The sequence below is a fragment of the Streptomyces sp. NPDC035033 genome (assembly GCF_040636735.1).
In the GTDB taxonomy this organism is placed as follows: domain Bacteria; phylum Actinomycetota; class Actinomycetes; order Streptomycetales; family Streptomycetaceae; genus Streptomyces.
Genome location: NZ_JBEZUZ010000091.1, coordinates 16,244 through 33,063, shown reverse-complemented (window position 1 = coordinate 33,063; position 16,820 = coordinate 16,244). Strand labels below are relative to the sequence as shown.

The 16,820-nt window shown below is 71.5% G+C and carries 13 protein-coding genes and 4 tRNA genes; 9 read left to right on the top strand and 8 right to left on the bottom strand.

Going from position 1 to position 16,820, the window contains the following annotated elements; translation table 11 throughout:
* Nucleotides 1-255: 255 nt before the first annotated feature.
* Complete coding sequence (locus tag AB0E83_RS28685; protein WP_321193170.1) at nt 256-348, bottom strand: putative leader peptide; 93 nt, start codon at nt 346-348, stop codon at nt 256-258.
* A gap of 306 nt (nt 349-654) precedes the next feature.
* On the opposite strand from AB0E83_RS28685, the gene purF reads away from it, so the two are divergent.
* Together purF and purM are read left to right on the top strand one after the other, a co-directional pair.
* Nucleotides 655-2,181 carry an amidophosphoribosyltransferase gene (gene purF / locus AB0E83_RS28680; RefSeq protein WP_319011673.1) on the top strand — a complete coding sequence of 509 codons (1,527 nt, stop codon included), beginning with the start codon at nt 655-657 and terminating at the stop codon, nt 2,179-2,181.
* A 56-nt stretch (nt 2,182-2,237) separates the two neighbouring features.
* Nucleotides 2,238-3,317 carry a phosphoribosylformylglycinamidine cyclo-ligase gene (gene purM / locus AB0E83_RS28675; RefSeq protein ID WP_362117995.1) on the top strand — a complete coding sequence of 360 codons (1,080 nt, stop codon included), beginning with the start codon at nt 2,238-2,240 and terminating at the stop codon, nt 3,315-3,317.
* 151 nt (nt 3,318-3,468) lie between these two features.
* Here purM and AB0E83_RS28670 read toward each other — a convergent pair whose 3' ends face one another.
* Together AB0E83_RS28670 and AB0E83_RS28665 are read right to left on the bottom strand one after the other, a co-directional pair.
* The gene (locus AB0E83_RS28670) at nt 3,469-3,720 is read right to left on the bottom strand and encodes a DUF3073 domain-containing protein (RefSeq protein ID WP_030496504.1); all 252 of its coding nucleotides are present in this window, start codon (nt 3,718-3,720) and stop codon (nt 3,469-3,471) included.
* Between the two features lie 283 nt (nt 3,721-4,003).
* Nucleotides 4,004-5,152, bottom strand: coding sequence for a Glu/Leu/Phe/Val dehydrogenase dimerization domain-containing protein (locus tag AB0E83_RS28665; protein WP_362117992.1), 1,149 nt, complete (start codon nt 5,150-5,152; stop codon nt 4,004-4,006).
* A gap of 93 nt (nt 5,153-5,245) precedes the next feature.
* Here AB0E83_RS28665 and AB0E83_RS28660 point away from each other — a divergent pair, with 93 nt between their 5' ends.
* Entirely contained in the window at nt 5,246-6,097 is an 852-nt protein-coding gene (locus tag AB0E83_RS28660; protein WP_362117989.1) for a hypothetical protein, read from the top strand.
* Between the two features lie 546 nt (nt 6,098-6,643).
* Entirely contained in the window at nt 6,644-6,850 is a 207-nt protein-coding gene (bldC, locus tag AB0E83_RS28655; protein ID WP_003949541.1) for a developmental transcriptional regulator BldC, read from the top strand.
* A 446-nt stretch (nt 6,851-7,296) separates the two neighbouring features.
* On the opposite strand, the gene AB0E83_RS28650 is transcribed toward bldC, so the two are convergent.
* Both AB0E83_RS28650 and hrpA read right to left on the bottom strand, forming a co-directional pair.
* Nucleotides 7,297-7,370, bottom strand: a tRNA-Asp gene (locus AB0E83_RS28650).
* 119 nt (nt 7,371-7,489) lie between these two features.
* Nucleotides 7,490-11,476: an ATP-dependent RNA helicase HrpA gene (gene hrpA / locus AB0E83_RS28645; RefSeq protein ID WP_362117986.1), complete on the bottom strand. Its 3,987-nt coding sequence runs from the start codon at nt 11,474-11,476 to the stop codon at nt 7,490-7,492.
* Nucleotides 11,477-11,604: 128 nt separating this feature from the next.
* Here hrpA and AB0E83_RS28640 point away from each other — a divergent pair, with 128 nt between their 5' ends.
* Together AB0E83_RS28640 and AB0E83_RS28635 are read left to right on the top strand one after the other, a co-directional pair.
* Nucleotides 11,605-12,363 carry a thioredoxin domain-containing protein gene (locus AB0E83_RS28640; RefSeq protein ID WP_362117983.1) on the top strand — a complete coding sequence of 253 codons (759 nt, stop codon included), beginning with the start codon at nt 11,605-11,607 and terminating at the stop codon, nt 12,361-12,363.
* Nucleotides 12,360-13,196: a cytochrome c biogenesis CcdA family protein gene (locus AB0E83_RS28635; RefSeq protein ID WP_362117980.1), complete on the top strand. Its 837-nt coding sequence runs from the start codon at nt 12,360-12,362 to the stop codon at nt 13,194-13,196. The genes AB0E83_RS28640 and AB0E83_RS28635 overlap by 4 nt, the downstream gene beginning before the upstream one ends.
* 37 nt (nt 13,197-13,233) lie before the next feature.
* Here the strand turns inward: AB0E83_RS28635 and AB0E83_RS28630 are convergent.
* From AB0E83_RS28630 to AB0E83_RS28620, 3 genes are all read right to left on the bottom strand, one after another.
* Nucleotides 13,234-13,307, bottom strand: a tRNA-Phe gene (locus AB0E83_RS28630).
* Nucleotides 13,308-13,329: 22 nt separating this feature from the next.
* A tRNA-Asp gene (locus tag AB0E83_RS28625) sits at nt 13,330-13,403 on the bottom strand.
* 37 nt (nt 13,404-13,440) lie between these two features.
* Nucleotides 13,441-13,513 (bottom strand) — tRNA-Glu (locus AB0E83_RS28620).
* 106 nt (nt 13,514-13,619) lie between these two features.
* On the opposite strand from AB0E83_RS28620, the gene AB0E83_RS28615 reads away from it, so the two are divergent.
* The 3 genes from AB0E83_RS28615 to AB0E83_RS28605 all read left to right on the top strand — a co-directional run.
* Nucleotides 13,620-13,970 (top strand): metallopeptidase family protein, encoded by a 351-nt coding sequence (locus AB0E83_RS28615; protein WP_030496497.1) that lies wholly within the window; start codon nt 13,620-13,622, stop codon nt 13,968-13,970.
* Nucleotides 13,971-14,200: 230 nt separating this feature from the next.
* A complete protein-coding gene (locus tag AB0E83_RS28610) occupies nt 14,201-14,878 on the top strand; it encodes a hypothetical protein (RefSeq protein WP_362117977.1) in 678 nt (225 codons plus the stop codon).
* Between the two features lie 199 nt (nt 14,879-15,077).
* Nucleotides 15,078-16,820 (top strand): DEAD/DEAH box helicase (locus tag AB0E83_RS28605; protein WP_362117974.1); only part of this gene is annotated, 1,743 nt, incomplete at its 3' end.

Sequence of the window (16,820 nt, the reverse complement as noted above, 5' to 3'; positions counted from 1 at the left end):
GCGGGCGCGGTGCCGAGGGCGGCCGCGGCGGCGGCACCGGCGGCGGCTCCGCCGAAGGCCCGGCGGGACAGGGGCGTGGACATGGTGCGTCTCCAGGAGGGCGTACGGGCACGGCTCCGGCGTCCGGCGGGCGGGGACGGCGCCGCGGCCGGGCGTGCGGAGGGAAGGCGTGCGGGGGAGGGACGTGCGCGGGGCACGGGGAGCGGGCGGGGCGCGCGACCGGGCCGCGCGGCGGGCGGATCGGCCCGGGGCCGGTCAGGCGCGGCGACAGCCGGCGCTCGCGACACGGACGAGGTCCACGTGCCGGCGCTGGACGAGGGTGACCGAGCGGTCACGCGAGGGCTGCATGAGCAAGGAGCCTCGCCGGGACGGGCGGGGCCGTCAACGCCCTTCCCCCGGGTCCACGCGCGTAGTTCGCATGATCGAAACGCCCGTGAAACCCCCGGTCACTGCGTTCTGCGTCACATCGGAGGGCGGGGTGCGGGCTGGGACGAGCGTCCGCTCGGCAGTGCCTCCGACGCCCGGAACCCTTTTCCCACCTGCCTTGTAGGCCCCTCCAAGTTCGCGACGATCTCTTAGTGCGATCGTACGAGCGCCGCTCACGCTCCGTTCCCCAATTCGGACCAGTGGTCGAGGTCCCCTAGACTCGAAGACGTGCCACGTGGTGACGGTCGACTCAATCACGACCTGCTTCCCGGCGAGAAAGGCCCCCAGGACGCGTGTGGCGTCTTCGGTGTCTGGGCTCCGGGTGAAGAGGTCGCAAAGCTCACGTACTTCGGGCTCTACGCCCTCCAGCATCGGGGTCAGGAATCCGCGGGAATCGCGGTCAGCAACGGCTCCCAGATCCTCGTCTTCAAGGACATGGGCCTCGTGTCCCAGGTCTTCGACGAGACCTCTCTCGGCTCCCTCCAAGGTCATATCGCGGTCGGTCACGCCCGCTACTCGACCACCGGGGCCTCCGTGTGGGAGAACGCCCAGCCGACCTTCCGGGCCACCGCCCACGGTTCGCTGGCGCTCGGCCACAACGGCAACCTGGTGAACACGGCGCAGCTGGCCGAGATGGTCGCCGACCTCCCCAAGAAGGACGGCCGCGCCACCCAGGTCGCCGCCACCAACGACACCGACCTGGTCACGGCGCTCCTCGCCGGCCAGGTCGACGAGGACGGCACGCCGCTCACCATCGAGCAGGCCGCCGCGAAGGTCCTCCCCGAGGTCCGGGGCGCCTTCTCCCTCGTCTTCATGGACGAGCACACGCTCTACGCCGCCCGCGACCCGCAGGGCATCCGCCCGCTGGTCCTCGGCCGGCTGGAGCGCGGCTGGGTGGTCGCGTCCGAGTCCGCCGCCCTCGACATCTGCGGCGCCAGCTTCGTCCGCGAGGTCGAGCCGGGCGAGCTGATCGCGATCGACGAGAACGGCATCCGCACCTCGCGATTCGCGGAAGCGAAGCCCAAGGGCTGTGTCTTCGAGTACGTGTACCTGGCGCGTCCCGACACCGACATCGCCGGCCGGAACGTCTACCTCTCCCGCGTGGAGATGGGCCGCCGCCTCGCCAAGGAGGCGCCGGTCGAGGCCGACCTGGTCATAGCGACGCCGGAGTCCGGCACCCCCGCCGCCATCGGCTACGCGGAGGCGTCCGGCATCCCCTTCGGCGCCGGCCTGGTGAAGAACGCCTACGTCGGCCGCACCTTCATCCAGCCCTCGCAGACCATCCGCCAGCTGGGCATCCGGCTGAAGCTGAACCCCCTCAAGGAAGTCATCAAGGGGAAGCGGCTCGTGGTCGTGGACGACTCGATCGTCCGCGGCAACACCCAGCGCGCCCTGGTCCGCATGCTCCGCGAGGCCGGCGCCGCCGAGGTCCACATCCGGATCTCCTCGCCCCCGGTCAAGTGGCCCTGCTTCTTCGGCATCGACTTCGCCACCCGCGCGGAACTGATCGCCAACGGCATGTCCGTCGACGAGATCGGCAAGTCGCTCGGCGCGGACTCGCTCTCGTACATCTCCCTGGAGGGGATGGTCGAGGCGACCACCATCGCCAAGCCGAACCTCTGCCGCGCCTGCTTCGACGGCGAGTACCCGATGGAGCTGCCCGACCCCGAGCTGCTCGGCAAGCAGCTCCTGGAGACGGAGCTGGCCGCCGGCCCCGCCGCCACCGCGGCCGCCGACGCCCTGCGCCGTCCGTGACAGCCCCCGCTGCACCCCCGCAGTGACGCAGTAACGACACGAAAGCTCTGAACCCCATGTCTCAGACTGCCAGTGCCGCAGGCGGCGCCAGCTACGCCTCTGCGGGCGTCGACATCGAGGCGGGCGACCGCGCCGTCGAGCTCATGAAGGAGTGGGTGAAGAAGACGCAGCGCCCCGAGGTCCTCGGCGGCCTCGGCGGCTTCGCCGGCCTCTTCGACGCCTCCGCCCTCAAGCGCTACGAGCGTCCGCTGCTCGCCTCGGCCACCGACGGCGTCGGCACGAAGGTCGACATCGCCCGCCAGATGGGCGTGTACGACACCATCGGCCACGACCTGGTCGCCATGGTCATGGACGACATCGTCGTCTGCGGCGCCGAGCCGCTCTTCATGACCGACTACATCTGCGTGGGCAAGGTCCACCCGGAGCGGGTCGCCGCCATCGTCAAGGGCATCGCCGAGGGCTGCGTCCTGGCCGGCTGCGCCCTGGTCGGCGGCGAGACCGCGGAGCACCCGGGCCTCCTCGGCCCGGACGACTTCGACGTGGCCGGCGCGGGCACCGGCGTCGTCGAGCACGACCGTCTCCTCGGCGCCGATCGCATCCGTACGGGGGACGCGGTCATCGCCATGGCCTCCTCCGGGCTTCACTCCAACGGGTACTCGCTCGTCCGGCACGTGGTCTTCGACCGGGCCGGCATGCGCCTCGACCAGCGGGTCGAGGAGCTGGGCCGGACCCTCGGCGAGGAGCTCCTGGAGCCGACGAGGATCTACTCGCTCGACTGCCTGGCGCTCACCCGGACCACCGAGGTGCACGCCTTCAGCCACATCACCGGCGGCGGCCTCGCGGCCAACCTCGCCCGGGTGATCCCGGACGGGCTGCACGCCACCGTGGACCGCTCCACGTGGACCCCGGGCGCGATCTTCGACCTCGTCGGCACCGCCGGCCAGGTGGAGCGCCTGGAGCTGGAGAAGACCCTCAACATGGGCGTCGGCATGATGGCCGTCGTCCCCGCCGAGTCGGTCGACGCCGCCCTCGCCACGCTGGCCGACCGCGGGCTCGACGCCTGGGTCGCCGGCGAGATCACCGAGCGCGGCGAGAAGACCACCGGCGCGGAGCTGGTCGGCGACTACGCGAAGTAGTCAGGACGCCGGAACGACGCAGAGGGGCACCCCGGAATCCTCCGGGGTGCCCCTCTGCGTCCCGTACGGCACCGGCGCGCCGCCCGGGCGGCCCGGAGCAGCGCGAAAACCCGGTCCGGGCAGCCCGGACCGGGTTTCGGTCTTCAGAAGGTCAAGCGCGACGCGACGAGTGCGGACCGGACTCGTCGTCCTCGTCCTCGTCGTCCGTGTTGTAAAGATCCGCGTACTGCGCGTACGGGTCGTCTTCCTCGTCGTCGTCCTCGAACGGCTCGCCATTCGGCGGCTGGTTCGAAGTCGAAGCGCCCAGTTCATGGGCCAGACGCGCCAGGTCGGTCCCGCCGCTGCTGTACTTCAGCTGGCGGGCGACCTTGGTCTGCTTGGCCTTTGCCCGGCCGCGCCCCATGGCTCGACCCCCTCGGTGACGGGGCTCGCTGGCCCCAGAGTCTTGACACGCGTTCATGATGCGAAACGGGCTCTCGGTGGAGAGACCGGTCCGTAGGGCTTCAACGGTACCTGTTTCCTCGGGTCTACGGTACGCCGCGCGCATCACATACCCCGGTACAGAACCATCGAGGTGCCCTTTCCTCGCTGGTCAATCGCGATTTTAACCTCTTCTGGGGAGCCGACCCGCCGACCGGCGTGAGCGAAGTCTCCCGGACGGCGTCCCGGCCGGCCCCCCGGAACCGTCAGACCAGGCCGCTCCGGGCCTCGGCCATCCGCTGCTCGGCGATCCGGTCGGCGGCGGCGGCCGGCGGAATGCCGTCGGCCTTCGCACGTGCGAAGATCTCCAGGGTGGTGTCGAAGATCTTCGTCGCCTTGGCCTTGCAGCGGTCGAAGTCGAAGCCGTGCAGCTCGTCGGCGACCTGGATCACGCCGCCGGCGTTCACCACGTAGTCGGGGGCGTAGAGGATGCCGCGCTCCTCCAGGTCCTTCTCGACGCCGGGGTGCGCGAGCTGGTTGTTGGCCGCGCCGCAGACCACCTTCGCGGTGAGGACCGGGACGGTGTCGTCGTTCAGGGCGCCGCCGAGCGCGCAGGGGGCGTAGACGTCGAGGCCCTCGACGCGGATCAGGGCGTCGGTGTCGGCGACGACCCGGACCTGCGGGAACTTCTCGGTGATCCGGCGCACCGACTCCTCGCGGACGTCGGTGATGACGACCTCGGCCCCGTCGGAGAGCAGGTGCTCGACGAGGTAGTGGCCGACCTTGCCGACGCCGGCGACGCCGACCTTCCGGCCGCGCAGGGTCGGGTCGCCCCACAGGTGCTGGGCGGAGGCGCGCATGCCCTGGAAGACGCCGAAGGCGGTGAGGACGGAGGAGTCGCCGGCGCCGCCGTTCGCCGGGGAGCGGCCGGTGGTCCACCGGTTCGTCCGGGCCACGACGTCCATGTCGGCGACGTAGGTGCCGACGTCGCAGGCGGTCACGTAGCGCCCGCCGAGGGAGGCGACGAAGCGGCCGTAGGCGAGGAGGAGCTCCTCGGTCTTGATCTGCTCGGGGTCGCCGATGATCACGGCCTTGCCGCCGCCGTGGTCGAGCCCGGCCATGGCGTTCTTGTACGACATGCCGCGCGAGAGGTTGAGGGCGTCGGCGACGGCCTCGGCCTCGGTCGCGTACGGGTAGAAGCGGGTGCCGCCGAGGGCGGGGCCGAGGGCGGTGTTGTGCAGGGCGATGACGGCCTTGAGGCCGGTGGCGCGGTCCTGGCAGAGCACGACGTGCTCGTGTCCCCCCTGCTCCGAGTGGAACAGGGTGTGCAGGACGCCGTCGGATACAGCGGTCACGGTGGTGACTCCCAAGTACGAAGCGGCGGGAGGTCCCCCCTGCGGGTGGGGGAGGACCATTGCGCCACGAGATTAAGTCCTACCTGGGCGTAGGAAGGGCGAAGTGGGCCGGATCACCCCCTGGGGAAGTACCCCCGTGGAAGGATTCCCGGCATGTCGGTCGACTCCACCCTGCTCGTCCCGTACGCCTCCTATCTGCGGGTGTACGAGCCGCTGGCCGCGTTCCCCGAGCCGGAGCGGACCCACTGGGCGCGGTACGCCCGCCGGCCGCGCACCCCGGGGGCCCAGGAGGAGCTGCGGCGCTCGCTGGCGGACCTGGTGCCGGTGCCGCCGGTGCCGGTGCCGGTGCACGAGAGCGGCGAGGCGTTCGTGGCGCACCTGGACGGGGTGGTGGTGATCTGCCCGTGGCGGACCCGGCTGCGGAGCTGGCTGGCGCTGCGGGACCTGACGGAGAGCGGGCTGCCGGCGCCGGTGCTCGACGCGATGCTGCCGCCGGTGGTGCGGGCCCAGGTGGCGGCGGACCACGAGCGGTGGCTGGCGCGGAACCCGGACGCGCGGCCGTGGATCCGGACGGCGGTGTGGCAGGTGCCGCTGCGCTGGTTCGCGCTCTTCGGGGACGAGGAGCGGCGGTACGAGGCGGGGGACCGGGCGGCGGGCCGGGCGGCGGTGCTGCGCTACCGGACGACGATGGCGCAGGCGCGGCGGCGGCTCGCGCGGGCGCTGCGCGCGCTGCGGGACTCGGTGGACGAGGGCCCGATGACGCAGGGGCTGATCGACGTGGGGCGCTGGCTGGAGGAGTTCCACCCGCGGGCGCTCGTGGAGCTGGACTACGGCGGGCTCGTGCACGCGGTGGGGGAGGACCGGCTGGCGGCGGACCGGTCGGCGGCGGACGTGGCGGAGGGGCTCGCGGCGCTGCGGGCGGGGGACGAGGACGCGGCGGGCGAGGTGTACGCCCGGCTGGCGGAGCGCTGGCGGGCCGTCAGGGACCTGCGGCACGCGAATTGACATAGGCCGGGCATCTTCGTCAGGTCGGCATGGACAAGACATGTGCCACCGGGGTAAATGATCTTCGGGACCGCTGGCCGGATCGATCTGGCCGGATCCGGCGGGACGTTGGTCCTGAACCGGGCCTTTGGCTCAAGGGTGACGGACAGCACTAAACGTACCCTTGCGTCGATCGCCTACCCTCGTGCCAAAATAGGACAAGGAGTCCGGGGAGGGTTCCTTCCGTCCAACTATGGGCGGAACGCTCAGCATTGCACTCTATGGGGGGTCTGAGGACTCCTGATCGCTCTGTGACTGATCGTCACAGTGGCGTGACTGTCCGTTATGGCATGGTCAGTCGACTTCCGCCGCTGATGAACACCTGCGAGGGCAATTCCATCGGTTTGGCCGACGCGGCTGGACGGATGGTGTAGTTGTAGTGCCGAGGACAAGCCGTTCGTCCTATAACCGACTCGGCCCGCTTCTGCCATTTCGGGCAAGGCGGGTCAAGGTGCAGAATTTAGAGGAAAGAACCGAGAAGGTTCGGTTCTCCCGAGGAGGCCGCTCATGACCGCTCGCACCCCTGATGCCGAGCCGCTGCTGACCCCTGCCGAGGTCGCCACGATGTTCCGCGTGGACCCGAAGACGGTGACCCGCTGGGCCAAGGCCGGCAAGCTCACGTCCATCCGCACCCTGGGTGGGCACCGCCGGTACCGCGAGGCCGAGGTTCGCGCCCTGCTGGCGGGCATTCCGCAGCAGCGCAGCGAGGCCTGAGGCTTCGGCGAGACGCGCAACACCCCGTAGTACCGGGCCTGTCCGGGTCCCCCAATCCGGTCGCCCACCCACAGCTCTGCCGACGGCTCCTGCCCCAACAGGCCACCGTCACCGATCGCGCTGGACTCCGCCGGGTCCAGCGCGATCGTCGTTTGCGCACCCCGAACACCTGTCGGACGTGGGTGCAATTGCACATATTAAATTGAGCCGTTGTAGGGAGCGCGTAAATGAGGGGGTTCCTGAGGGACTTTCAGTGACTCCCGTCACACTGCCGGAGGCTTGCCACAGAACAGCCTCCCACCCCCGGCATCCTCCCCCAACCCGTCGTTGGTCACCGGGCGATGGGACTTTCGTCCCCCGTTCGAGTGGAGTTGAAGCGTCGGGGCGGCGCGGAGCGGCACGACGAAGAAGGCCCGCATCGAGACGATGCGGGCCTTCCGTGAACGCGATCCTGACGGGACTTGAACCCGCGACCTCCACCTTGACAGGGTGGCGAGCTAACCAACTGCTCCACAGGACCTTCGCAACCGCTGGTGCGTGGCTGCGAGGAAAACTGTACAGCAGGTCAGCGGTCTGGTCGAACTCACCGACGGCGAGCGTTCCGCTACCGGGCCCCGGCCGGTGCCGGGGCCCGGACGGCTACCGCGCCGGCTGCGGGACCGCCGCGTCGATGGCCTTCACGATCCGCTTGTCCGAGACCGGGTGGGCGGTGCCCAGCGCGTGCGCGAAGTAGCTCACCCGCAGCTCCTCGATCATCCAGCGGATGTCCGTGACCTCCGCCGGCACCGGCCGCCCCTTCGGCAGCTGCTCCAGGAGCCACGCGTACTCGTCGAGCATCTCGTGGACCTTCTCCATCCGGGTGGTGTCCCGCTGGACCCCGGTCGGCATCTGCTGGAGCCGCCGGTCCACCGCCACCAGGTAGCGCATCAGGTCCGGCAGCCGCTTCAGCCCCGTCCGGGTCACGAAACCGGCCGGCACGAGCCAGTCCAGCTGCTTCCGCACGTCCTGGAGGTTCGGCAGCAGCGCCGGGCTCGTGGTGGCCTTCAGCCGCCGCTCGCACGCCTGCCAGGCGGCCAGGACCTGCTGGACCTGGCCCACCGTGCGGATCGTCAGCTCCACCAGGTCGGCGCGGACCTCGTCGTACAGCTTCCGGAAGGACGCCTCGTCCCACACCGGGCCGCCGTGGTCCGCGATCAGCCGGTCGGCGGCCGCGGTGGCGCAGTCGTCGAACAGCGCCTGGATCGAACCGTGCGGGTTGGCCGACAGGGCCAGCTTCTGCTGGTTGGTGAGCTTGTCGGAGGCGAACTTCGCCGGGTTCACCGGGATGTTCAGCATGATCAGCTTCCGGGTGCCCCGCCACATCGCCCGCGCCTGCTCGGCCTCCGAGTCGAAGAGCCGTACGGCGACGGAGTCGCCCTCGTCGACCAGCGCCGGGTACGCCTTCACCGGCTGCCCGCCCCGCTTGGTCTCGAAGACCTTCACGAGCGTCCCGATCGTCCAGTCCTTCAGCCCCGAGCGCTCCAGGGAGGGGCCGGAGCCGTCCGGGCCCGCCGTGGCCGCCTGGGCGGCCTTGGAGAGCGCCTGACGGGCCTTGGGTCGCAGCTTCAGGCGCAGCGCCTCCAGGTCCTTGTCCTCGGCGAGCTTCCGGCGCCGCTCGTCGACGATCCGGAAGGTGATCTTGAGGTGCTCGGGGACCTTCGCCCAGTCGAAGTCCTCCGGCGTCACCGGGACCCCGACCATCCGCTGGAGCTCGCGCGCGAGCGCCGTCGTCAGCGGTTCCTGCACGGGCACGACCGCGTCCAGGAACCGGCCGGCGTAGTTCGGCGCGGGCACGTAGTGGCGGCGGATCGGCTTCGGCAGCGAGCGGATCAGCTCGGTGACGACCTCCTCGCGCAGGCCGGGGATCTGCCAGTCGAAGCCCTCGTCCGTCACCTGGTTCAGCACCTGGAGCGGCACGTGGACGGTCACGCCGTCCGCGTCCGCGCCCGGCTCGAACTGGTACGTCACCCGGAACTTGAGCGCGCCCTGCCGCCACGAGTCCGGGTAGTCGTCCTTGGTGACAACCCCGGCCTTCTCGTTGATGAGCATCTCGCGCTCGAAGTCGAGGAACTCCGGCTCCTCGCGCCGCTTGTGCTTCCACCACGAGTCGAAGTGGGCGCCGGACACGACGTGTTCGGGGACCCGCTTGTCGTAGAAGTCGAAGAGCGTCTCGTCGTCGACGAGGATGTCCCGGCGCCGGGCCCGGTGCTCCAGCTCCTCGACCTCGGTGAGCAGCTTGCGGTTGTCGGCGAAGAACTTGTGGTGGGTGCGCCAGTCGCCCTCCACGAGCGCGTTGCGGATGAACAGCTCGCGGGAGACCTCGGGGTCGATCCGGCCGTAGTTCACCTTGCGGTCGGCGACGATCGGGACGCCGTACAGCGTCACCTTCTCGTACGCCATCACGGCCGCCTGGTCCTTCTCCCAGTGCGGCTCGCTGTACGTCTTCTTCACCAGGTGCTGGGCGAGCGGCTCGACCCACTCGGGCTCGATCCGCGCGTTCACCCGCGCCCAGAGCCGGGAGGTCTCCACCAGCTCGGCGGACATCACCATCCGCGGCGGCTTCTTGAAGAGCGCCGAGCCCGGGAAGATCGCGAACTTGGCGTTCCGGGCGCCCAGGTACTCGTTCCGGGTGCCCTCGCGCCGGCCGTCCTTCGCGGCGCCGTCCTTGGACTCCTTCACGTCCTTCAGGCCGATGTGGCTGAGGAGGCCGGAGAGGAGCGAGACGTGGACGGCGTGCTCGGGGGCGTCCTCCTCGTTGAGGTGGATCCCCATCTGCTTGGCGACCGTCCGCAGCTGGGAGTAGATGTCCTGCCACTCGCGGATGCGCAGGAAGTTCAGGTACTCCTGCTTGCACATCCGGCGGAAGGAGCTCGAACCGCGCTCCTTCTGCTGCTCGCGGACGTACCGCCACAGGTTGAGGAAGGCGAGGAAGTCGCTGGTCTCGTCCTTGAAGCGGGCGTGCTGCTGGTCGGCCTGCGTCTGCTTGTCGGAGGGCCGTTCGCGCGGGTCCTGGATGGAGAGCGCGGCCGCGATCACCATGACCTCGCGGGCGCAGCCGTTCTTGTCGGCCTCCAGGACCATGCGGGCGAGCCGTGGGTCGACGGGGAGCTGGGAGAGCTTCCGGCCGAGCTGGGTGAGCCGCTTCTTCGGGTCCTTCTGGTCGGGGTCGAGCGCGCCGAGCTCCTGGAGGAGCTGGACGCCGTCCCGGATGTTGCGGTGGTCCGGCGGGTCGATGAAGGGGAACTTCTCGATCTCGCCGAGGCCGGCCGCGGTCATCTGGAGGATGACGGAGGCCAGGTTCGTCCGCAGGATCTCGGCGTCCGTGAACTCCGGCCGGGTGAGGAAGTCGTCCTCGGAGTACAGCCGGATGCAGATGCCGTCGCTGGTACGGCCGCAGCGGCCCTTGCGCTGGTTGGCGCTGGCCTGCGAGATCGCCTCGATCGGGAGGCGCTGGACCTTGGTGCGGTGCGAGTAGCGCGAGATGCGGGCGGTGCCCGGGTCGATCACGTACTTGATGCCGGGGACGGTCAGCGAGGTCTCGGCGACGTTGGTGGCGAGCACGATCCGGCGGCCGGAGTGCGCCTGGAAGACCCGGTGCTGCTCGGCGTGGGAGAGCCGGGCGTACAGCGGCAGGATCTCGGTGTCGAAGAGCTTCTTCTTCGTCAGCGCGTCCGCGGTGTCGCGGATCTCCCGCTCGCCGGAGAGGAAGACCAGGATGTCGCCCGGCCCCTCCTTCCGGAGCTCGTCGACGGCGTCGCAGATGGCGGTGATCTGGTCCCGGTCGGACTCGTCGGAGTCCTCCTCCAGGAGCGGCCGGTAGCGGACCTCGACCGGATACGTGCGCCCGGAGACCTCGACGATCGGGGCGTCGCCGAAGTGGCGGGAGAAGCGCTCCGGGTCGATGGTCGCGGAGGTGATCACGACCTTGAGGTCGGGGCGCCTCGGCAGCAGCTGGGCCAGGTAGCCGAGCAGGAAGTCGATGTTGAGGGACCGCTCGTGGGCCTCGTCGATGATGATCGTGTCGTACGCGCGCAGCTCGCGGTCGGTCTGGATCTCGGCGAGCAGGATGCCGTCCGTCATCAGCTTCACGAAGGTCGCGTCGGGGTTCACCTGGTCGGTGAACCGCACCTTCCAGCCGACGGCCTCGCCCAGCGGGGTCTTCAGCTCCTCGGCCACGCGCTCGGCGACCGTGCGGGCGGCGATCCGGCGGGGCTGGGTATGCCCGATCATGCCCCGGACGCCCCGGCCCAGCTCCAGGCAGATCTTCGGGATCTGGGTGGTCTTGCCGGAGCCGGTCTCACCGGCGACGATCACGACCTGGTGGTCGCGTATCGCCTCCAGGATCTCGTCCTTCTTCTGCGAGACCGGGAGCTGCTCCGGATAGGTGACCTCGGGCACGCGGGCGGCGCGCCCGTCGACGCGCTCCTTGGCCTTGGCCGCCTCGGCGGCGATCTCGTCCAGGACGGCCTCGCGGGCCTCGGGCTTGCGGATGCGGCGGGCGCCTTCGAGACGGCGGCCGAGCCGGTGGGAGTCCCGCAGCGAGACCTCGGCCAGGACGGACTGGAGGGCGGCGAAGGAAGTAGACATACGGGATCCAGGATCGCACCTGCGGCGGAGAAGCGGCGAACCCATTTCCGAGCCCCCGATGGCCGGATTGCGGCGGCTTGAACCCCTTGCTCACGGAGTGTTCCGGGCCCGTGTCTAGAGTGCACCCCATGTCCAGCCCCCAGACCCCCTCCAAGACCCGTCCCGTCCTGATCGTCGCGGGCGTGGCCGTCGCCGCCGCGCTCCTCGGTCTCGTCTCGTACACCGCCACCAAGCCGGACGGGCCGTCCGCCTCCGGTTCCTCCTCGGTCGCCGAGGTCTCCGCCGACCCGGCCTCCGGGGTCTACCCGGAGCTGGAGAAGTACGCCCGCCGGGACGCGTCCGACCCGCTCGCCCTGGGCCGCGCCGACGCGCCGGTCGTCCTCATCGAGTTCGCCGACTTCAAGTGCGGCTACTGCGGGAAGTTCGCCCGGGACACCGAGCCGGTCCTGGTGGAGAAGTACGTGGAGAAGGGCACCCTGCGCATCGAGTGGCGGAACTTCCCGATCTTCGGCGAGGAGTCCGAGGCCGTGGCCCGCGCCTCCTGGGCCGCCGGACAGCAGGGCCGCTTCTGGCAGTTCCACGAGGCGGCGTACGCGGACGGGGCCAAGGAGAAGGGCTTCGGCGCGGAGCGGCTGCGCGTCCTCGCGGCGGAGGCCGGCGTGCCGGACCTGGCCCGGTTCGCGAAGGACAGCGGGGGCGAGGAGGCCCGCGAGGCCGTGCGGAAGGACCAGGAGCAGGGGTACGCGCTCGGCGCCTCCTCCACCCCGTCGTTCCTGATCAACGGCCGGCCGATCGCCGGGGCCCAGCCCCTGGAGACCTTCACGGAGGCGATCGAGGCGGCGGCGAAGGCGGCGAAGCCCGCTCCGGGGAAGGCGGCCGGGCGGTGACCTCCGGGATCGGCTACTCCGCCGCGTTCCTCGGCGGTCTCCTCGCCCTCCTCAGCCCGTGCAGCGCCCTGCTGCTGCCGGCCTTCTTCGCGTACTCCTTCCAGAGCCGGGCGAAGCTGGTGGCGCGGACCGCGATCCTCTACGCGGGCCTCGCCACCACCCTCGTGCCGCTGGGCGCGGCGGGTTCGCTCGCGGGCCGCTTCTTCTACGGTCACCGGGACCTCCTGGTGACCGCCGGCGGCTGGCTGATCATCGGCCTCGGCGTCCTCCAGGTCCTGGGCCTGGGCTTCGCCTCCCGCCGGCTGGCGGAGGCGAGCGGCCGCATCCGCCCGGTCTCGGCGCTCTCGGTGTACGCCCTGGGCCTGGTCTACGGCCTGGCCGGCTTCTGCGCGGGCCCGATCCTGGGCAGCGTCCTGACGGTGGCCGCGCTGAGCGGCAGCGCGGCGTACGGCGGCCTGCTCCTCGCGGTGTACGCGCTGGGGATGGCGGTGCCGCTGTTCGTCCTCGCCCTGCTGTGGGAGCGGTACGAGCTGGGGCGGCGGGGCTGGCTGCGGGGCCGGCCGCTGCGGCTGGGCCGCTTCGAGGTCCATTCGACCTCGCTGGTGTCGGGCCTGTTCTTCGTGGCCCTGGGCACGCTGTTCCTGGTCTTCGACGGGACGACCGCGCTGCCGGGGCTGCTCTCGGTGGACGACTCCTTCGCCGTGGAGCGGCGGGTCGCCGCGTGGGGCCGGGCGGTGCCGGACTGGGCGCTGCTCGTCGGAGCGGTGGCGGCGACCGGTCTCGTGGCGGCGGTGCGGAGCCGCGGCCGGGCCCGCGAGCGGCAGCCGGAATGAGGAAGGGCCCCGTTCGTGAGAACGGGGCCCTTTCCTGTGGCTGGGGCCGGGGTCGAACCGGCGACCTATCGCTTTTCAGGCGATCGCTCGTACCAACTGAGCTACCCAGCCAAGAGGCCGTTTCCGACCTCAGCGATCCTGACGGGACTTGAACCCGCGACCTCCACCTTGACAGGGTGGCGAGCTAACCAACTGCTCCACAGGACCATCTGGTGTGCGATACGAGTATCGCACGGGTGTTGCGTGCCCCCAACGGGATTCGAACCCGTGCTACCGCCTTGAAAGGGCGGCGTCCTGGGCCACTAGACGATGAGGGCTAACGGCCCCACCTGGGCGCTTCATCAGCGCGTCGGGGACGTGAGAAGCATATGGGATGGCGGCCGGTATCGCCAAAACGGTTTCCGAGGGGGGAAGAATGGGCCCGTGCTGGAGATGACGCGCGAGGAGTTCGAGGAGCTCGTCGCCGAGGCCCTGGACCGGATCCCGCCGGAGCTGACGCGGCTGATGGACAACGTCGCCGTGTTCGTGGAGGACGAGCCCTCTCCGGACGATCCGGAGCTGCTCGGGCTCTACGAGGGGACGCCGCTGACCGAGCGCGGCGAGTGGTACGCGGGCGTGCTGCCCGACCGGATCACGATCTACCGGGGGCCGACGCTGCGGATGTGCGAGTCCCGCGAGGACGTCGTGGCCGAGACCGAGATCACCGTGGTCCACGAGATCGCCCACCACTTCGGCATCGACGACGAGCGGCTGCACGCGCTGGGATACGGCTGACGGCCGCCGGCCGCCGGCCGGGGGTCCGGGGCGGGGCGGTCCGGGGGCGGGCGTCGAACAAGGTGTCGCCGCGCCGTGTCCCTTGTGGCGCCCGGGGAGTTGGGTAGGGGGACGCGTTCCTTCCCCGCCTTCTGTGTCCTGGAGGTGCCCTCGTGCGCCCTTTCCCCACCCGTGTCCGATGGGCCGCCGCCGCGCTCGCGGTCGCCGCGTGTGCCGGTCTGAGCGGCTGTATGAGCGTGAGCGACGAGGGGGCCCGGCCGGCGCCGGGGGCGACCGGGGGGAAGCCGGGCGCGTCGGCCGAGCCGGAGGGCGGCTCCGGGGCCGTGGACGGCGGCGGGGGCGCGTACGGCGGCGGGGACGGCGGCCGGGCCGGCGGACCGGACGCGGCGGGGGAGGGCGGCAGGTCCCCGGTGCCGAGCGGATCGCCGTCCGCCTCCGCCTCGCCCTCGAAGGGCGAGCGGAAGCCGGAGCCGGGCGAGGCGGGCGCCACCCCGCCGCCCCAGACGCGCCCCACGGGCGGCGCCCCGGGCGGGGCCGGCGGGACGGGCGGGTCGGGCGGCGCGGCCGGCGGCGCGGGCGGCGACAGCGGCGGCGGGGGCACGGGCGGGGCCGGGGAGAACGGCGGCGGGGACGGCGGCGGTACGGGCGGGACCGGCGGCGAGGCCGGGGGCGCGCCGGGCGGTGGCGGCGGCACCCCCTCGCCGGAGCCCACCCCGGAGCCGACCCCGACGCCGGAGCCCACCCCCGAGCCGACGCCCGAACCCACCCCGGAGCCGACCACCGACCCGACCGGTCAGCCGACCGAGGGACCCTCGACCCAGATGGGCGGTCTGCGCGCCGCCGGGACCGTCGAGGACGCCGGAGCCCCCACCGAGCCGACGGCGTCGCCGCAGGTGAGCCCGGTGTGACCCGCATCGGTTTGCCTTGAGCGGGGGGGAGTGCGTATGGTGGTAGATCGTTTGATCCCATTTGCCCGGCGCCACGACCGAAGAGCGCCGTGACTGGCGCGTACTCTCCCTTGCCGTGGCTGACCGCATCGAGGCGGTCTTGTGCGAAACACGGAGTTGACGGGCGCGTGCCGAGACTCCGGAAGGTTTCGCATTTCGCATGTCCATTTCCACTTCTGACCACACCGTCATGCCCGAGAACGACGAGATCACCGAGATCGTCGAGCTGGCCGACGACGCGGAGATCACCGACGAGGCCGTCGAGGCCGCGGAGCTGATCGACGAGGCCGACGAGGCCGACACGACCCCCGAGATCACCTTCGGCGACCTGGGCCTGCCCGAGGGCGTCGTCCGCAAGCTCGCGCAGAACGGCGTGACCACCCCCTTCCCGATCCAGGCCGCGACCATCCCGGACGCCCTGGCCGGCAAGGACATCCTGGGCCGCGGCCGCACCGGCTCCGGCAAGACCCTCTCCTTCGGCCTCCCGCTGCTCGCCACCCTGGCCGGCGGCGAGACCGAGAAGAAGAAGCCCCGCGGCGTCATCCTCACCCCGACCCGTGAGCTCGCGATGCAGGTCGCGGACGCCCTCCAGCCCTACGGCGACGTGCTCGGCCTCCGCATGAAGGTCGTCTGCGGCGGCACCTCGATGGGCAACCAGATCTACGCCCTGGAGCGCGGCGTCGACATCCTCGTCGCCACCCCGGGCCGTCTGCGCGACATCATCAACCGCGGCGCCTGCTCCCTGGAGCAGGTCCAGGTCGCCGTCCTCGACGAGGCCGATCAGATGGCCGACCTGGGCTTCCTGCCCGAGGTCACCGAGCTCCTCGACCAGATCCCGACCGGCGGCCAGCGCCTCCTCTTCTCCGCCACGCTGGAGAACGAGATCGACAGCCTGGTCAAGCGCTACCTGGTGAACCCGGTCACCCACGAGGTCGACCCGTCCGCCGGCGCCGTCACCACCATGACCCACCACGTCCTGGTCGTGAAGCCGAAGGACAAGGCCCCGGTCACCGCCGCCATCGCCGCCCGCAAGGGCCGGACGATCATCTTCGTCCGCACCCAGCTCGGCGCCGACCGCGTCGCCGAGCAGCTGCGCGAGTCCGGCGTGAAGGCCGACGCGCTGCACGGCGGCATGACCCAGGGCGCCCGCACCCGTACGCTCGCCGACTTCAAGGACGGTTACGTCAACGTCCTCGTCGCCACCGACGTCGCCGCCCGCGGCATCCACGTCGACGGCATCGACCTGGTCCTCAACGTGGACCCGGCCGGCGACCACAAGGACTACCTGCACCGCTCGGGCCGCACCGCCCGCGCCGGCCGCTCCGGCGTCGTGGTCTCCCTGGCCCTGCCGCACCAGCGCCGTCAGATCTTCCGCCTCATGGAGGACGCGGGCGTCGACGCCTCGCGCCACATCGTCGGCGGCGCCGGCGCCTTCGACCCCGAGGTCGCCGAGATCACCGGCGCCCGGTCGCTGACCGAGGTCCAGGCCGACTCCGCGAACAACTCGGCCAAGCAGGCCGAGCGCGAGGTCGTCGACCTCACCCGTCAGCTGGAGCGCCTCCAGCGCCGCGCCGTCGAGCTCCGCGAGGAGGCCGACCGCCTCGTCGCCCAGGCCGCCCGCGAGCGCGGCGAGGACCCGGAGACCGCCGTCGCCGCCGTCGCCGAGGCCGCCGAGGCCGAGGTCGCCGCGGCCGCTGCCGCCGCCGAGCGCGCCGCCCGCGAGGAGCAGCGCCGCGAGGAGCGTCCGGCCCGCGACGAGCGGGGCAACTACGAGCGCCGTGACCGCGGTGGCTTCAACCGTGACCGCGACGACCGCGGTGGCCGTTCCTTCGAGCGTCGTGACGACCGTCCGTCCGGTGGCTTCCGCCGCGACGACCGTCCCTCGGGCGGTTTCCGCCGGGAC

What these genes read in the sequence shown, in the direction of transcription:
- AB0E83_RS28685 (WP_321193170.1), bottom strand. Translation starts at nt 348, where the DNA reads ATGCAGCCCTCGCGTGACCGCTCGGTCACCCTCGTCCAGCGCCGGCAC.
- purM (WP_362117995.1), top strand. Translation starts at nt 2,238, where the DNA reads ATGTCTCAGACTGCCAGTGCCGCAGGCGGCGCCAGCTACGCCTCTGCG.
- AB0E83_RS28670 (WP_030496504.1), bottom strand. Translation starts at nt 3,720, where the DNA reads ATGGGGCGCGGCCGGGCAAAGGCCAAGCAGACCAAGGTCGCCCGCCAG.
- AB0E83_RS28665 (WP_362117992.1), bottom strand. Translation starts at nt 5,152, where the DNA reads ATGGTCCTCCCCCACCCGCAGGGGGGACCTCCCGCCGCTTCGTACTTG.
- AB0E83_RS28660 (WP_362117989.1), top strand. Translation starts at nt 5,246, where the DNA reads ATGTCGGTCGACTCCACCCTGCTCGTCCCGTACGCCTCCTATCTGCGG.
- bldC (WP_003949541.1), top strand. Translation starts at nt 6,644, where the DNA reads ATGACCGCTCGCACCCCTGATGCCGAGCCGCTGCTGACCCCTGCCGAG.
- hrpA (WP_362117986.1), bottom strand. Translation starts at nt 11,476, where the DNA reads ATGTCTACTTCCTTCGCCGCCCTCCAGTCCGTCCTGGCCGAGGTCTCG.
- AB0E83_RS28640 (WP_362117983.1), top strand. Translation starts at nt 11,605, where the DNA reads ATGTCCAGCCCCCAGACCCCCTCCAAGACCCGTCCCGTCCTGATCGTC.
- AB0E83_RS28610 (WP_362117977.1), top strand. Translation starts at nt 14,201, where the DNA reads ATGAGCGTGAGCGACGAGGGGGCCCGGCCGGCGCCGGGGGCGACCGGG.